General features: G+C 63.0%; 13 protein-coding genes. 12 read left to right on the top strand and 1 reads right to left on the bottom strand.

Going from position 1 to position 15,076, the window contains the following annotated elements; translation table 11 throughout:
• Window positions 1-3: 3 nt before the first annotated feature.
• Complete coding sequence (locus HBA99_RS22865) at window positions 4-1,527, bottom strand: adenylate/guanylate cyclase domain-containing protein (RefSeq protein WP_081343246.1); 1,524 nt, start codon at window positions 1,525-1,527, stop codon at window positions 4-6.
• A 142-nt stretch (window positions 1,528-1,669) separates the two neighbouring features.
• Here HBA99_RS22865 and HBA99_RS22860 point away from each other — a divergent pair, with 142 nt between their 5' ends.
• The 12 genes from HBA99_RS22860 to HBA99_RS22805 all read left to right on the top strand — a co-directional run bounded on the left by HBA99_RS22860 (window position 1,670) and on the right by HBA99_RS22805 (window position 15,064).
• A complete protein-coding gene (locus HBA99_RS22860) occupies window positions 1,670-2,548 on the top strand; it encodes an alpha/beta fold hydrolase (RefSeq protein WP_070932481.1) in 879 nt (292 codons plus the stop codon).
• A 21-nt stretch (window positions 2,549-2,569) separates the two neighbouring features.
• Window positions 2,570-3,769: an AI-2E family transporter gene (locus HBA99_RS22855; protein ID WP_057967246.1), complete on the top strand. Its 1,200-nt coding sequence runs from the start codon at window positions 2,570-2,572 to the stop codon at window positions 3,767-3,769.
• 9 nt (window positions 3,770-3,778) lie between these two features.
• Entirely contained in the window at window positions 3,779-4,954 is a 1,176-nt protein-coding gene (macS, locus tag HBA99_RS22850; RefSeq protein WP_030097354.1) for a MacS family sensor histidine kinase, read from the top strand.
• 41 nt (window positions 4,955-4,995) lie between these two features.
• Window positions 4,996-5,628 carry a response regulator gene (locus HBA99_RS22845; protein WP_064410484.1) on the top strand — a complete coding sequence of 211 codons (633 nt, stop codon included), beginning with the start codon at window positions 4,996-4,998 and terminating at the stop codon, window positions 5,626-5,628.
• A 492-nt stretch (window positions 5,629-6,120) separates the two neighbouring features.
• Window positions 6,121-6,978 (top strand): MlaE family ABC transporter permease, encoded by an 858-nt coding sequence (locus HBA99_RS22840; RefSeq protein WP_030097352.1) that lies wholly within the window; start codon window positions 6,121-6,123, stop codon window positions 6,976-6,978.
• 1 nt (window position 6,979) lies between these two features.
• Entirely contained in the window at window positions 6,980-7,837 is an 858-nt protein-coding gene (locus tag HBA99_RS22835; RefSeq protein ID WP_030097351.1) for an MlaE family ABC transporter permease, read from the top strand.
• Window positions 7,838-9,406 carry an MlaD family protein gene (locus tag HBA99_RS22830; RefSeq protein WP_070951894.1) on the top strand — a complete coding sequence of 523 codons (1,569 nt, stop codon included), beginning with the start codon at window positions 7,838-7,840 and terminating at the stop codon, window positions 9,404-9,406.
• Complete coding sequence (locus HBA99_RS22825) at window positions 9,403-10,461, top strand: MlaD family protein (RefSeq protein WP_070951895.1); 1,059 nt, start codon at window positions 9,403-9,405, stop codon at window positions 10,459-10,461. The genes HBA99_RS22830 and HBA99_RS22825 overlap by 4 nt, the downstream gene beginning before the upstream one ends.
• Window positions 10,454-11,500, top strand: coding sequence for an MCE family protein (locus tag HBA99_RS22820; protein WP_030097348.1), 1,047 nt, complete (start codon window positions 10,454-10,456; stop codon window positions 11,498-11,500). The genes HBA99_RS22825 and HBA99_RS22820 overlap by 8 nt, the downstream gene beginning before the upstream one ends.
• Window positions 11,497-12,624 carry an MlaD family protein gene (locus tag HBA99_RS22815; protein ID WP_070951896.1) on the top strand — a complete coding sequence of 376 codons (1,128 nt, stop codon included), beginning with the start codon at window positions 11,497-11,499 and terminating at the stop codon, window positions 12,622-12,624. Before HBA99_RS22820 ends, HBA99_RS22815 begins: the two co-directional genes overlap by 4 nt.
• Complete coding sequence (locus tag HBA99_RS22810; protein WP_030097346.1) at window positions 12,624-13,817, top strand: MlaD family protein; 1,194 nt, start codon at window positions 12,624-12,626, stop codon at window positions 13,815-13,817. Before HBA99_RS22815 ends, HBA99_RS22810 begins: the two co-directional genes overlap by 1 nt.
• Complete coding sequence (locus HBA99_RS22805) at window positions 13,814-15,064, top strand: MlaD family protein (RefSeq protein WP_070951897.1); 1,251 nt, start codon at window positions 13,814-13,816, stop codon at window positions 15,062-15,064. The genes HBA99_RS22810 and HBA99_RS22805 overlap by 4 nt, the downstream gene beginning before the upstream one ends.
• Window positions 15,065-15,076 lie beyond the last annotated feature (12 nt).

The raw sequence follows: 15,076 nt of genomic DNA, 5'->3' as shown, positions 1-15,076 counted from the left end.
CTTTCAGGTTCCCGCAGGCCACGCTAGGTGTGTCGCCCTGGTGCGGCCCCGGAGCAGCACAGAGTCGCCGTGATCCCAGTGTTTTTGTTCGTCGGGGTCGGCGAAATAGAGCGCATTTGTGGAGGCGAGTAGGCGGCTGGGCCGGTGTTTGGCCAGCTCAGTAAGGCGAGATGCCTCGTTCACCGGGTCGCCGATCACCGAGTACTCATAGCGTTCCGGCGCACCGACGTTCCCGGCGACCGCCAGCCCTGCCGATACCCCGATGGCGAACTCGAAGGGATGGGGGAAGTCCTCGTTGAGCCGGTCGCGCAGTTCTCGGGCCGCCGCCAGGCAGGCGGTAGTGGCATCGGGGCGGTGCAACGGGGCGCCGAAGACCGAGAGCGCTTCGTCGCCGACGAACTTGTTGACGAAGCCGCCGCGGCTGTCGACCACTTCCACCACGATGCGGAAGAAGTCGTTGAGGATGGTGAGCACTTCTTCGGGGTCGCGGTCGGAAGCCATCGACGTCGACCCGATCATGTCGACGAAGAACACTGCGACATAACGGTTCTCGCCGCCGAGGTTGGTGCCGAGCTGCAAGGCTTGGCTGGCCACGTCGGCACCCACGTGCTTACCGAATAGTTCACGCAGCTGACGACGTTCCTCACCCACCTGCATCATCCTGTTGAACCCGGCCTGCAAGACGCCCAGCTCGCTGCCGTCGTAGACGTCGACGCGCGCCTCGAAGTCGCCCTGCGCCACATCACTGATGGCGGTGCGCAGCTGGCGCACCGGGTCGGCCAGCTGTCCGGCGGTAAGCAGGGCGAGCCCGTAACTGCCGACCAGGGTGGTCGAGACGATGAGCAGGACGGTCAGGGCAAGGTCGCGCGTGGAGGTCAAGTCCTCGGGATTCCAGAGGGCCATGCCGCACAGCGCGATGATTCCGATGGCCGGCGCCAGTGTGCCGATCCACCAGCTCAGGCGGACTCGGACGAATACAGAGGGGGCGAATCGTCCGTGAAATTCGCTGGCGCTCAACGCTTTGGCCGCGATGGGGCGCAGGATGCGCTCACCGAGTAGGTAGGTGAGGCCGAAGCTGGCCGTCGCCGATTGCACACACCCGATGATGGTGGCCAGAGTCCACTTGGAGTCGTGCATGGCGCCCACCGCGATGAACACTCCCGCGCCGATGGCCCAACCACCGAGGTGCAGTAGCGACTGCTGAAGGGGGGCGGTCAACGCAGTGCGTAACTCCAGCGCGGTGGGCGGCCCGCCTCGGCAGTACCAGCGGGCGAGCCGGTGTTCCATGTGCAGTGCCCAGCCCACGCTGGTGACGATCATGACTCCGAACAGCAGCCAGAACAGTGGGGGACCGTTCTCGAAGACCCAGTCGTCGGCCGGCCGTTTGAACGGCATCCAATGGCGCAAAAAGTAGAACAGCAACAGCAGGGTGGCGGCATTGATGCCGACCATCGATGCCACGAACACCGTCCAGCGGGGGCCCAGCACATGCATGGCCCGAAACCATTCGCGCAGCCGTTCCATCACCTAGGTATTCCGATCGGTCTACTTCACTTGTACTCTTATTCGCCCGCTATGACGAAGCATGCCAGTTCTTGCAGGTCTTACGGATGCGTATGTGGAGGCCGCGCTCGCGCCACGGAACCTACTGCGCGGTAGGGTGCGGTTCATGACGCAGCGCAGCATGCCCGTCCTCGAGGGCGTGACCCACGAATATGTGCAAGCCGGGGACGTGAAGATCCACGTCGCCGTAGCCGGACCGCAGGATGGACGACCGGTCGTGTTGTTGCACGGCTGGCCCGAGAACTGGTGGATGTGGCACAAGGTGATTCCGTCCCTGGCCGATGCCGGGTACCGCGTGCACGCCGTCGATCTTCGTGGCGCCGGGTGGAGCGAGGTCGCTCCGGCGGGCTACGAGAAGGAGCAGTTCGCCTCCGATGTGCTGGCCGCAGCCGACGCGCTGGGGCTCGAATCCTTCGACCTGGTCGGACATGACTGGGGTGGTTGGACGGCGCAGCTGGTGGCCCTGAAGGCGCCGTCGCGGATCAAGCGGCTGGCCATCCTCAACATTCCACCGGTGTGGCAGGAGCCGGGCCGTGTCGCCAGGCATGCCCACAAGCTGGCCTACCAGCTCGTGGTGGGAGCCCCCGTCGTCGGACCGCTATCGCACCTGTCGCCGACCCTGTGGTGGTTCATCCGCCGTAGCGGCATGCCCAAGGAGTCGGTGGACTTCTTCCGTGGCTGTTTCCGTGACCGCGACCGCCGGGTGGCCGGATCCAAGATCTACCGGTCGATGGTCGGCAAGGAATTCGCCAGGTTGGCGCGCGGCCCATACGACGATCAGAAACTCGCGATGCCGGTGCGGGTGCTGTTCGGGCTCGACGATGTCGCCGTGCACCCGTCGCTGCTCGAGGGCTTCAAAGACCACGCCGACGATCTGAACATCACCGAGGTGCCCAACTGTGGCCACTTCATCGTCGATGAGCAGCCCGAGCTCGTCGTGAAGTGGCTGACCGAGGTACTTGCCGAGCCTGCGCCGAAGGGATAGTTGCTGAGCTAGGCTCGCCGCATGACGCACGCTGACGCAGCCGAGTCGGTTCATCCGTATGTGCGCAAGGGGGCGGCATGGGCTTGGCGCCTGCTGGTGCTGCTTGCCTTCGGGCTCACCTCGTTGTGGTTGTTCTGGCATCTCAAAACGATCACCATCCCGCTGCTGCTCGCCCTGATGGGTTCGGCACTGCTGGTTCCCACGGTCAACTACCTTCAGCGGCATAAGGTTCCGCGTTCGCTGGCAGTCGTCGTGGTCATGCTGACCGGTACCGCGGCGGTCGGCGGGATCCTGACTTTCGTGGTGGACCAGTTCATCAAGGGTCTGCCGGACCTGTCGACGCAGCTGACCAACAGCATCGAGTCGCTGAAGAACTGGGCGATCCACAGTCGGTTCCACGTCAGTGAGGATCAGATCGGCAAGGCCGGCGATGCTCTGGTCAACGCCATCAAGGACAACCAAGGGAGGGTCACCAGCGGGGCGCTGGCGACGGCGACCACGGTCACCGAGATCATCACCGGTGCGGTGTTGACCTTGTTCACCACCATCTTCTTCCTGTACGGCGGCAAGGAGATCTGGGAGTTCGTCACCCGAATCTTCCCGACCGCGGTGCGGCCGCGGGTGCGTCGCGCCGGCGTCCTCGGCTTTGGTTCGCTGATCGGCTACGTGCGCGCCACGGTCGCGGTGGCACTGGTCGATGCCATCGGTATCGGCGTGGGCCTCGCGGCTTTCAGTGTGCCGCTGGCGCTTCCGTTGGCCTCGCTGGTGTTTCTGGGTGCTTTCGTCCCCATCATCGGTGCGGCGATCTCCGGGTTTGTGGCGGTATTCATCGCACTTATCACCAAGGGAGCCTTTACCGCGTTGATGATCTTGGTCATCGTGATCGTGGTGATGCAGGTGGAAGGCCATGTGCTGCAACCACTCATCATGGGCCATGCGGTGCAGATCCACGCGCTGGCGGTGGTGCTGTCCATCGCTGCGGGCGGCGTGCTGGGCGGAATCATCGGCGCACTTCTGGCGGTGCCGACCGTTGCGGTGCTCAACACCGCGATCCGGGCACTCATCGAACCCGAGGGCTCCGCCGATCCGTATCTGGTTGAAGGAGAAGAGGAAGCGGAGATCCTCGATCCAGAGATGGTGCCCGACGGTGGCCCACCCGCAGTCGGCGCCGGTCCAAGCAACGGTGTGCCGGAATTGGGCCCGGCTCCGCCCAAGGACTGACGGACCGTTATGGCATCCGGACACGGAACCGTCCCACGCTGGGTGAGCGGTAACGATCCGACGGCATCGCTGTGGCGTGCCGCGCAGGTGTTCCGATTGGCAAGTTTCGGGTACGCGCTGCTGGCCTCACAGCTGACCTCCTACACCCATTACGACCGGCAAGCACTGAGCTGGGCACTGTACGCAGGCATGGCGATATGGACCGGATTCGCGGCAGTCGCACTGTCGCGCAACTGGCTCCGGCGCTGGCAGCTGGTGCTGTGCGATCAGGTGATAGTCATCGCGCTGATGCTTGCCGGCCGGCTGGTAGTCGATGTGCAGTGGTACAGCGGACATCAGACGCTGCCGACTACGCTATGGGTGGCCAATGCGGTGGTGTCCATGGGTCTGCTGCGCGGACAGCTCGCCGGCGTCATCTCGGGGTTCGTCCTGGCCGCCATCAGCATCGCTGCGCGCGGGCTGCCCGTGAGCGCGTTGTGGCTCGATTCCACCATGCCGGCCTTGGTGGTGGTGGGGCTCGCGATTGGTGCCGCATCGACCACCGCGAAGCGCACCTTCCATGAGCTGCGGCGCGCGGAGCGTGCGGCCGCAGCGGCCATCGAACGCGAGCGGCTCGCGCGGCAGGTACACGACGGGGTGCTCCAGGTGCTGTCCTATGTGAAGCGACGGGGCACCGAGATCGGTGGCCCGACAGCCGAACTGGCGGCCATCGCGGGCGAGCAGGAAGTGGCCCTCCGGGAGCTGATCTCGGGGGCTACCCAGACGATGTTGGCCGACGACGAATTGGTCGATCTGCGTCCACTGTTGCGCACACAGGCCAGTACCGCGGTCTCGGTCTCGGCGCCGGGCTCTCCGGTGCTCATCGGTCAGCACATGGCCAGCGAGCTGGCGGCCGTGGTGCGTAGCGCGCTGTCCAATGTGGCCTTGCATGCCGGGCCGCAGGCACACGCCTACGTGCTTATCGAAGATCTCGACGATTCGGTGGTCGTGACGGTGCGCGACGACGGCAGTGGTATCGCCGCAGGCAGGCTGGATCAGGCAGAACGTGAGGGACGGATGGGGGTGTCCCGATCGATTCTGGGCCGGGTAGCCGATCTGGGCGGGGCTGTCCTGCTGGAGACAGCGCCGGGCGCAGGCACCGAATGGGAGATCACGGTGCCCAAGTCGCAGGAGGTGGGGTTGTGACCGAAAATCCGGAAAGCATTGACAGTGAGCAGATTTCGGTGATGGTGGTCGATGACCATCCCATGTGGCGTGATGGGGTGTCTCGCGATTTGCAGGCGGCGGGGCTGCGGGTTGTGGCCACTGCAGACGGGGTTGCCTCCTCTGGACGGATTGCCGCGACGGTGAGACCCGATGTGGTGCTGATGGATATGCAGCTGACAGACGGTGATGGAGCCCAGGCAACTGCCGCGGTACTCGCGGCCTCTCCGGGAAGCCACATCTTGGTGCTGTCGGCTTCGGCTGAACGCGAGGACGTGCTGGAAGCGGTTAAGGCCGGAGCCACGGGGTATCTGGTCAAAAGTGCATCTGCCACCGAGCTCATCGATGCCGTGAAGGCGACGGCCAAGGGGCAGGCGGTATTCACTCCGGGCCTGGCTGGGCTGGTACTCGGGGAGTTTCGGCGGATGTCGAGCGCGCCGTCGACCGAGAGCGACGACACGCCACGGCTCTCCGAACGGGAAACCGAGGTACTGCGTCTGGTGGCGAAGGGTTTGAGCGCCAAGCAGATTGCCACACGGTTGTCGCTGAGTCACCGAACCGTCGAGAACCATGTGCAGTCAACCCTGCGCAAGCTGCAGCTGGGCAACCGCGTGGAACTCACGCGGTACGCCATCGAACACGGACTGGACGAATAGGGCTCTCCGGCTTTCCCGCTTCCACCGTTAGTGTCGGCGAGCGCAGTTTCAGCAAACATTGGCAGATCAACGCGAGTGTGACGTGCGGCTCCCGGACCCGCGTTTATGGCTCAGAACGCAATGATCGACACCGCACTCCGCGGGCGGCCAGCCAAGGATGGCGCCTTCGTCCAGCGAGACTGTGAGCGGGCACACGTTATGTCAAAAATGCTTTTCAACAATGTAATTCAGCCCGTTGAGCGCGTGCTTTCGACCGGCTCCGGCGGCACATCATCAGAAACTATGACCCACGGCACAGTACACCGATCGGTGTGATTTAGGATATTACCAACTGTTAAATTAACGCTTCATCATCTAGCGTCAACGCACATTGGCGCCGCAGCCCTTGGCGCCCAGCGAATACCGGGTCAACGAGGAGTCTGGAATGCGTGGTGCGACGATTCATGCGTCTGGTCCCACTGGTCTAGGGGTGGCGCTGCGCCAGTGTCGGCCGTGAGCGGGTCGGAAACCGGAGTCGCTACGGGAGACGGCGTCGCGGCAATCGAGGACTGGGCCACCGGGTACGTCAGGCGTCACCCGCTGGAATCCTTGAGCACGGTTGGTGAGCAGTTCATGCTGGGCGTGCGCACGATTCAATGGTTCTTTGTCGACCTGTTCACCGGGCAGTTCCAGTGGCAGGAGTTCGTTCGGCAGGGTGCATTCCAGGCTGCGACGGCCGTAACGCCGGTCATCTTGGTGACACTGCCCATCGGTGTCACGCTGTCGATCCAATTCGCGCTACTTGCAGGCCAAGTGGGTGCGACTTCATTGGCGGGCGCCGCCAGCGGCATCGCGATCATCCGCCAGGCAGCCTCCCTGGTTGCCGCGGTGCTGATGGCCTCGGCCGTGGGCTCGGCCATCACCGCCGACCTGGGCTCGCGCACCATGCGTGAGGAGACCGATGCCATGGAAGTCATGGGTGTATCGGTGATCCGGCGGCTGGTGGTGCCCCGATTCGCGGCCGCCATCATGATCGCCGTCGCGCTCACCGCGATCGTCTGCTTCGTCGGGTTTCTCGGCGCGTACCTGTTCAACGTCTACTGGCAGAACGGTGCGCCGGGCAGCTTCGTGTCCACGTTCGCCTCCTTCGCAACGCCTGGCGACATGATTCTGGCGGTCCTGAAGGCCATCATCTACGGCGCCATCGTGGCGGTGGTGGCGTGCCAGAAGGGTTTGTCCACCAAGGGCGGACCCATCGGTGTCGCCAACTCCGTCAACGCTGCGGTCGTGGAATCGATCCTGCTGTTGATGATCGTGAATGTCGCCATCAGCCAGCTGTACATCATGATGTTCCCGCGGACGGGGCTGTGACATGACGGTATCCAGCTATCTGTCGCCACGGTTTCGCCCGTTTGTCGTCGTTTACAACAAGATTCGCTCTCCTATGGCCCGTTTCGGTCATATGGTTGCCTTCTTCTTCAGGGCTCTTGCCGGTGTGCCCGTGGTGCTGCGGCAGTATCGCAAGGAGTTCCTGCGACACCTGTCCGATATCGCTTGGGGCAATGGCTCATTGGTGGTGGGTGGAGGAACGGCCGGGGTGGCATTGGTCCTCGGGATCACGGCCGGCGCACTGGTGGCCATCGAGTCGTACAACTTCCTGGATCTGCTGGGTCTGGGGCCGGCAACCGGCATCATCAGCTCGCTGGCCAGCACGCGAGAGCTGGCGCCGATCATGGCCTCGTTGGCGTTCGCGATGCAGGCGGGTTGCCGGTTCACCGCGCAGCTCGGCTCGATGCGGATCGCGGAGGAGATCGACGCGATGGATTCGGTTGCCATTAGACCGATTCCGTTCCTGGTGACCACTCGCCTCATGGCATCGATCATCGCCGTGATCCCGCTGTACGTCGCGTGCTTGGCCGTCAGCTATCTGTCCTGCCAGGTTATGGTGCAGATTCTCAGCGGGAGCTCGGTGGGCTCGTATCTGCACTACTTCGGCATCGGTGTCAGTGGTATCGATGTCGTGTACTCCGTCATCAAGACCGTCGTGTTCGTGTGGTTGGCCTCAACTATCCAGTGCTACTACGGCTTTTACGCAAGCGGCGGCCCTGAGGGCGTCGGCATCGCCGCCGGGCACGCCATGCGTGCGGCCATCACCATCGTGATCGTCGTCAACATGCTGCTCACCATGGCGCTCTGGAGTGTGGACGCCGGCGCGAGGCTGGGTGGCTAGATGCCAAACTCTTTCGAAGTGGACGGCCGGGGGCCGTCCGAGAGGCAGCTGCTCACCATGGCCGCCGTCACGCTCATCGCAATCGTGGCCCTCACCGCGACGATGTTGCTCAAGTCTGCGGGCCGCCTCGACGATTACCTGCGCGTGGTCGCCGACCTGACGAATGTCGGGGACGGGCTGCCGCAGAAGTCGGACGTGAAGTATCACGGCGTACTGGTCGGCGAGGTAGACGACGTCACCCCGGCCACCGGTAACAAGCCGAACTTCGTACACATCAACCTCAAACCGCAGTACGCCAAGGCAATCCCGGCGACAGCAACCGCCCGTGTGGTGCCGAGCAATGTGTTCGCGGTGTCTTCGGTGCAGCTTGTTGACCGCGGGCCGGGTGCGCCCATCCGTGCCGGAGCCCATATCGCCGAAGACCAAGAGTTGCCGACGGTGCTGTTCCAGACCACCGTGAGCAAGTTGCGTGATGTTCTCAATGCCACCGGCCGTGGTCGCGAGGACAATTCGGTGGGCATCCTCGCAGCGGTAGCCGCCGCTACCGACAGTCGCCGCGTCAAACTGCTCACCGGCGGCGCCCAGCTCAACCGGCTTATTACCCAATTGAACGAGGTCGTGGCGACTGACTCGGGCCCCTCAACGATCTCGGCACTTCTCGATGCCACTGAAGGCCTCAAGCAGACTGCACCCGATCTGCTGGATTCGCTACATCAGGCGGTGCGGCCGATGCAGGCACTCGCCGAAAATCGTGAGCAGCTCACAAGTCTGGTACACGCGGGGCTGACCACGGTGGGCACCACCAAGCAGGCTTTCGATAACCACACCGACCAGTTGATCGGTATCACCACACACATGACGCCCCCGATCGGTGTCTTCGCCACTAATGCCGACAAGTTCGTTCCGATCTTCCGGAACATGAACAAGCTGTCCCGCAACTGGTTTGAGCAGATGTGGGTAGCAGATCGGGACCTGCCGCATATGCCAATCGCGGTGACACTGGCTCCGAGCTACACCTATACGCGCGTGGACTGCCCGCGGTACGGGGACCTGAAGGGGCCGAGCTGTTTCACCGCCCCGGAACAGGTGGTGCGACCGGATCTGCCCGAGACGTTGCTTCCGCAGAACTACAAGGTGCCGCCGAATCTGCAACCGCCTCGCGGAACAGTCGTGGGCCCCAATGGAAATCTGGTTGCGGTGGGTCCGCCGTACGTGGTGCCGCCGGGCGGCCCGAACCTTACGGACCCCAACCCGCCTCTGCCGCCATGGCATCCATTTCCGGCGCCGCGTGTTCCGGGCACCCACGATCCCGATGATCTGGAGCCGCCTCCGCCGCCTCAGGCACCGCCGATCCCGCCCGCGCCGGTAGCTCCCGGCGCCCATGACAGTGGAGGCGTGCCCGTCGTGCCCGCATCGTTCGGCGGGAACGTCGGTCCAGTCGGTAGTCAGCATGAACGGGATCAGTTGGGCGTGATCACCGGTGGTCTGCGGACTCCTGCCACACAACTGCTGCTTGGCCCCGTGGCCCGCGGGACCGCGGTGTCGTTCGTGAAGGAAGGACCGCAATGAAATTCCGTGGCCCGCTGATCGGGCTTGCGGTCTTCATGACCGTGGCGCTGACACTCGGCTGGTTGGTGTACGCCACGCTTCGCCGCGATGTATCGGGAAGTACTACGGCATATTCGGCGGTGTTCACCGATGTCTACGGACTGCGTGACGGCGACGACGTGCGCATGGCGGGGGTCCGGGTAGGCCGCGTGCAGAAGATCGAGCTGGTCAACAACGACCAGGCCAGGGTCGACTTCGTGGTCCAGAACGACCAGAAGCTGTACGGCAACACAGTTGCCTCGGTGACCTATCAGAACATCGTGGGCCAGCGTTACCTCGGTCTGGCGCTGGGTAAGTCGGGCGACACCAATGTGCTGCCGGGCGGGTCGACTATCCCAGTGGAGCGCACGGACCCGTCGTTTGACGTGACCACGCTACTCAACGGTTACGAGCCGCTGTTCAGCACGCTGTCGCCCGAGCAGGCCGACAATCTGACCAAGGGCGTTATTCAGTCACTGCAAGGTGACAATGCCTCGATCGTCACGCTGGTTAGTCAAACATCAACTCTGACAAAGACATTTGCGGGGCGTGACCAGGCGTTGGGTAATGCCATCACCAGCCTGAACACCGTCACGGGCAATCTTGCGCAGCAGAACGACAACCTCGACAAGATGCTGACCCAGACACGGCAGACGGTGTCGGATCTGGATCGCAAGCGGCCCGAGCTGGTGTCCTCGGTGGGCTCGATGGCGCAGTCCATGAGGCGCCTGTCGAAGATCACCGACGAGGTATACCCCTCGCTCGACGAACTCATCACCCGCCAGCCCGGATTCGGAAAGCATGTGGTGAGTATTGAACCGCAGTACGCGTTCCTGGGCGCCAACCTGCCGCTCACTCTGAAGGGGCTATCTCGCTTTTACTCCGAGGGAGCGTTCATCAACGTCTACATGTGCGACCTGAACCTCGCCGGCTTCTTCCCCGGTCTCAATGACGTGATACCGATCATCGTCAACGCCGCTACGCCTGGAAACGTCGCCCAGCACACCCCGCGATGCCGGAACATGGCCAATGGCTGAGCAATCCAGATGGCAGAGGATCAAGAATCGGCCGGTCGAGACCTACAACAAGACCTGGCTCGGGTTCATCGCTATCGCGGCAATCGCTGCGCTGGTGGGTGGCATGCTGCTGGTCAAGGCCATGGGCTTGGGCTACACCACCTACACGGCGGAATTCGCGCAGGCTGCCTCGTTACGCGCGGGTCAGCCGATCACGGTGGCGGGTATACCCGTCGGAAACATCACCGGCATGAAACTGGTCGGTGACCATGTTGAAGCCGGGCTCAGCGTCCGAGACGACATCACGTTGGGCAAGGACACCAAAGCCTCGATCCGTGTCACCACCATCCTGGGATCCCGGTACTTGGACCTGCAGCCCAAGGGTGCGGGGGCATTGCCTGGCAAGACAATTGATCTCGCGCATACCGAGGTTCCTTACGATCTGCAGGCCGCGCTGGCTGGAGCGACGAACACCTTTGACCAAGTCGATTTCGACAAGGTGGCTCAGTCACTGAGCATCCTCGGCAAGCAGCTGCAGGGACTGCCCAACGTGGTGCCAGAGGCCATGGCGAACATCCAGTCGCTGTCCTCGGTGATCGCCGAGCGGCGCGATCAGTTGGGGACGCTGCTCAAGAGCACCGAAAAGGTGACTAACACCTTGCGTCGCCAGCAGTCCGGCATTGGCGTGCTGATCAACCAGGGACAAGATCTGCTTGGTGAACTCGTGGCCCGCCGCGCCACTTTTCACGCAATGCTGCAGTCATTCACGAACCTGGTTGAGCAGCTCAGTAAGGTCCTGATCAAGGACCGCCCGCAGCTCGACGAGATGCTCAAGACGGCGCGGGGGCTTTCCGACATGTTGGGTAAGCATGACGATCTGCTACGCAGTCTCTACCCGATTGCGCCGGTCTTGATACGCGGTATCGCCAACTCGACAGGTACCGGCAACGCCATCGACATCAACCTGTCGAATGGCCTGTTGGTCGATTCGTGGATGTGTGCGATCAGTGGGCGCGCCAAGCAATTCGGAATGATCCCGTACTTCAAGGACTGCAAATGATGACAATGGGCGCTAGGCGCAGCCGGCTGATCGCGATGGTCGGCACGGTAGTGGTGCTGGCCGCGGCCGTCATCGGCGCGGGGGCGTATTTCGTGAAATCGCAACTCGATCACATCACGCTGACCGCGCAGTTCGACAATGCTTCCGGTTTGTATGAGTCGAATGTCGTTGCGGTGCTCGGTATGCCGGTGGGGAAGATTACGAAGATCACGCCGCAATCCGGCTACGTCGAGGTGCAGTTCACGGTCGACAAAGATGTGAAAGTCCCCGCCGATGTTCAGGCAGTCACGTTGTCCACCTCGATCCTGACCGACCGCCAGGTCGAGCTGTCTCCGCCCTATCGCGGCGGGCCGACTCTCAAAGACGGTGACACCATCGGATTGGACCACACCAAGACCCCGGTGGAGTTCGACAGGGTGCTGGGCATGCTGGACCGGCTTTCGTTGTCCCTCAAGGGAGATGGCAAGGGTCAGGGGCCGGTGGCCGATATCGTCAACTCGGCTGTCGGGATCGCCGATAACAACGGGGAGAAGATCAAGTCCGGGCTTGGTGAGTTATCCAAGGCGCTGCGCCTGAGTTCCGAAGGTGGGGTGACCACCCGCGAGCAGTTGACCACCATCATCAAGAACGTTAGCTCGCTGTTTGACGCAGCGGCAGCCAACGATGGCAAGTTGCGTGAATTCGCCTCTACTGTTCACCAACTGAGCCAAATCCTCGATGATGAGGCATTGGGAACCGGGTCCACTGGGCACAAGTTCAACAATCTGGTGAAGCAAGCTGGAGACATTGTCGAGGCCAACCGCGACAACCTCAAACAAACCATCCTCAACTCCAACACCGCGCTCAAAGCGGTCGTGGACAACCAGCGTGAGATCTCCGAGTGGATCGACGTCCAGCCGTTGGCATGGGACAACATGTACAACGTCGTGGACCAGGACAACAAGCGGTTGCGTGTCCGGTTCATGACCGATCGGCTGCTATTCGAGAGCCAGATGGACAAGGAAATCTGCAACATGATGGGCCTACGTCAATTGGGCTGTGGCACCGGGACATTGCAGGATTATGGACCCGATTTTGGGCTGACCTACATGCTGGACGGACTCGCGGCGATGGGGCAGAAGTGATGGGCGCGCGCAAGATACTGGCGGCTTCGGCGGTCGCGGCCGCTGCTGTGTTGAGTGGTTGTGCCACTAACGGTCTCGGTGACCTGCCCCTGCCCGCGCCGGGTATCGGCAGTGGTGGATACCGCCTCACGGCGCTGTTCGCCAACGTCCTCAACCTGCCGGACAGTGCGAAGGTCAAACTCGCCGGTGCCGATGTGGGACAGGTCGACGAGATGCACGTGAGTAACTACACGGCGATCACTACGTTGCGCATCTCTGACGGGGTTCGGCTGCCCAAGGGCAGCACCGCCGAATTGCGTTCGGCCACACCACTCGGTGATGTTTTTGTCTCGATCCGTCCCCCTGCGGGGGCACTGTCGGATGGCCCGCTCCTGAAAGACGGTGACACCATCGGTCTGGACTCGACGACCGCCGCCGCCACAGTGGAATCGGTGCTCAGCTCGGCCGCGCTAGCCTCCAACGGGGGCGCCGTACGCAACCTGACCAATATTGTCAATGGTTTCGGAAAGGCGACCGGTGACCAGGGCCAGGCATTCGGCGATCTGATCAACGACTCCAATCAGTTACTGGGAAAGCTGAATTCACGCTCAGCGGAGATCTCTGATGCCCTTACCCAGACTTCGCAGCTGGCTGACCGGATCGACGCCAAGAACCAGGCTATTACCGATATCGTGACGGCGGCGGGGCCGGCCACGGAGACGCTGGCCGCCAATACAGCGCAGCTGTCCGAACTCTTGGTGATGGCGGGCGACACCACCAAGCAGCTGCAGAAGTTCCCATCGATTGCCGGTACGGACACCAGCGGCCGCAGCGTTATCAAGGACGCCAATACCGTTGCGAAGGCATGGAATGACGTGGCGCTGGATCCCGATACCAGCCTTGCTGCCTTCAACCGGATCATGCCCACCGCGATCAAAGCAACCGCCGGTAACTCGCTGTCCCTCACTGCGGGAATAGACCAGTTGGTTCTCGGCTCGATACCCGATGCGGGTTCTCACGCCGACACAGGTCTACACGGCCCTAAGCGATACAACTGGGCGCAACTGGTGGGGTCCGTTAAGTACACGCTATGGCGCTTGCAGGAACGCGTCGTCGGCCAGGGTGCGTACGGGCAGGAAGTTCCGGTGCGCCCCAGCCCCACCGAGCCCGGTGTTATCGAGACCATCCCGCCCGCTCCGGGAGGTGGGCGATGATCAACGCGCTTGCAAATACTCTGGTCGGCGCTGTCCGTGCGGGCCACCGCCAGAAGGCGGCGTTGTCGGGTATCGCTCTGGCACTGACCATGGTCGTGGCGGTGGTCTATCTGTTCGTTGGCGCGTTGCGCGTCAACCCATTTGCCTCGACGTATCGGGTGATGGTGCAGCTGCCGGAGTCCGGTGGGTTGTTACCTAATCAGGACGTGGCGTTGCGGGGGGTCAAGATTGGGACGGTGCAGTCGCTCGAGATTACCCAGCAGGGTGTGAATGTGACCGCCGAGATTCAATCCAGGTACCGGATTCCGACTGCGGCGAAAGTCCGCGTGACGGGTTTGTCGGCAGCCGGTGAGCAGTACATCAACTTCGAGGGCGGGCCCGGTCAGCAAGGCCCGTTCCTGCAGGACGGCGCCGTGATCTCTGAGGGTGCGCAGGTGCCGGTGACGTTGGCCAAGCTGTTGGCTGATGCCGATGGTCTGCTGGCGCAGGTGGATCCCAAGAAGCTGGAGCTCATTAAGAAGGAATTGAGCCTGAGCAAGGAAGGCCCGCGCAAGCTCACCGAGATCATCGACGGCGGCACCTTCTTGCTGAGCACCCTGGATTCGGTGCTGCCTGAGACCACCAGCCTGCTCAAGACCAGCCGGGTGGTGCTCACCTTGGCCGCCGACAAAAACTCGGGCATCCAAGCCACCGCCAACGAGCTGGGCCGCACCCTGCGCGGCATCGAGAAGATGCAAAACGGCTACCGCACCCTCGTCGATCAAACCCCCAAGACCCTGGGCGCCGTCGACGGTCTCTTCGCCGACAACTCCGACACCATGGTCGCGCTCCTGGCCAACCTCGCTTCGACAGCGCAGATGCTGTACGTGCGTACCCCAGCCATCAACGCGTTCTTCCCCAACTACCGGGGCTCGGTGTTCGGTGGCATCGCTGACACCATGCGCGACGGTGGCGTGTGGGCCACGGCAGATCTGTACCCGCGCTACGCCTGTGACTACGGCACTCCGCGAGTACCGCCCTCTTCGGCCGATTTCCCGGAACCGCCTATCTATACGTACTGCGCCAACGATGATCCGGCGGTTCTGATCCGCGGGGCCAAGAACGCTCCGCGCCCCGCGGGCGACGACACCGCGGGGCCGCCGGCCGGTGCCGATCTCGGGAAGACCACGGACCCTACTCCCAAGGGGAGATTCACCATCCCTACACCTCAGGGCGGGCCGACGCTCCCCATCGCGCCCCCGAGCTGATCCAGGACATGC

It is taken from the genome of Mycobacteroides chelonae (genome assembly GCF_016767715.1).
GTDB classification, from domain to species: Bacteria; Actinomycetota; Actinomycetes; order Mycobacteriales; family Mycobacteriaceae; genus Mycobacterium; species Mycobacterium gwanakae.
This window is presented reverse-complemented; position numbering and strand designations above follow the sequence as displayed.

Excerpts from the sequence above, each read along its gene's own strand:
- HBA99_RS22860 (WP_070932481.1), top strand. The coding sequence starts at position 1,670 with ATGACGCAGCGCAGCATGCCCGTCCTCGAGGGCGTGACCCACGAATAT.
- HBA99_RS22855 (WP_057967246.1), top strand. The coding sequence starts at position 2,570 with ATGACGCACGCTGACGCAGCCGAGTCGGTTCATCCGTATGTGCGCAAG.
- macS (WP_030097354.1), top strand. The coding sequence starts at position 3,779 with ATGGCATCCGGACACGGAACCGTCCCACGCTGGGTGAGCGGTAACGAT.
- HBA99_RS22845 (WP_064410484.1), top strand. The coding sequence starts at position 4,996 with ATGGTGGTCGATGACCATCCCATGTGGCGTGATGGGGTGTCTCGCGAT.
- HBA99_RS22835 (WP_030097351.1), top strand. The coding sequence starts at position 6,980 with ATGACGGTATCCAGCTATCTGTCGCCACGGTTTCGCCCGTTTGTCGTC.
- HBA99_RS22830 (WP_070951894.1), top strand. The coding sequence starts at position 7,838 with ATGCCAAACTCTTTCGAAGTGGACGGCCGGGGGCCGTCCGAGAGGCAG.
- HBA99_RS22825 (WP_070951895.1), top strand. The coding sequence starts at position 9,403 with ATGAAATTCCGTGGCCCGCTGATCGGGCTTGCGGTCTTCATGACCGTG.
- HBA99_RS22820 (WP_030097348.1), top strand. The coding sequence starts at position 10,454 with ATGGCTGAGCAATCCAGATGGCAGAGGATCAAGAATCGGCCGGTCGAG.
- HBA99_RS22815 (WP_070951896.1), top strand. The coding sequence starts at position 11,497 with ATGATGACAATGGGCGCTAGGCGCAGCCGGCTGATCGCGATGGTCGGC.
- HBA99_RS22810 (WP_030097346.1), top strand. The coding sequence starts at position 12,624 with ATGGGCGCGCGCAAGATACTGGCGGCTTCGGCGGTCGCGGCCGCTGCT.
- HBA99_RS22805 (WP_070951897.1), top strand. The coding sequence starts at position 13,814 with ATGATCAACGCGCTTGCAAATACTCTGGTCGGCGCTGTCCGTGCGGGC.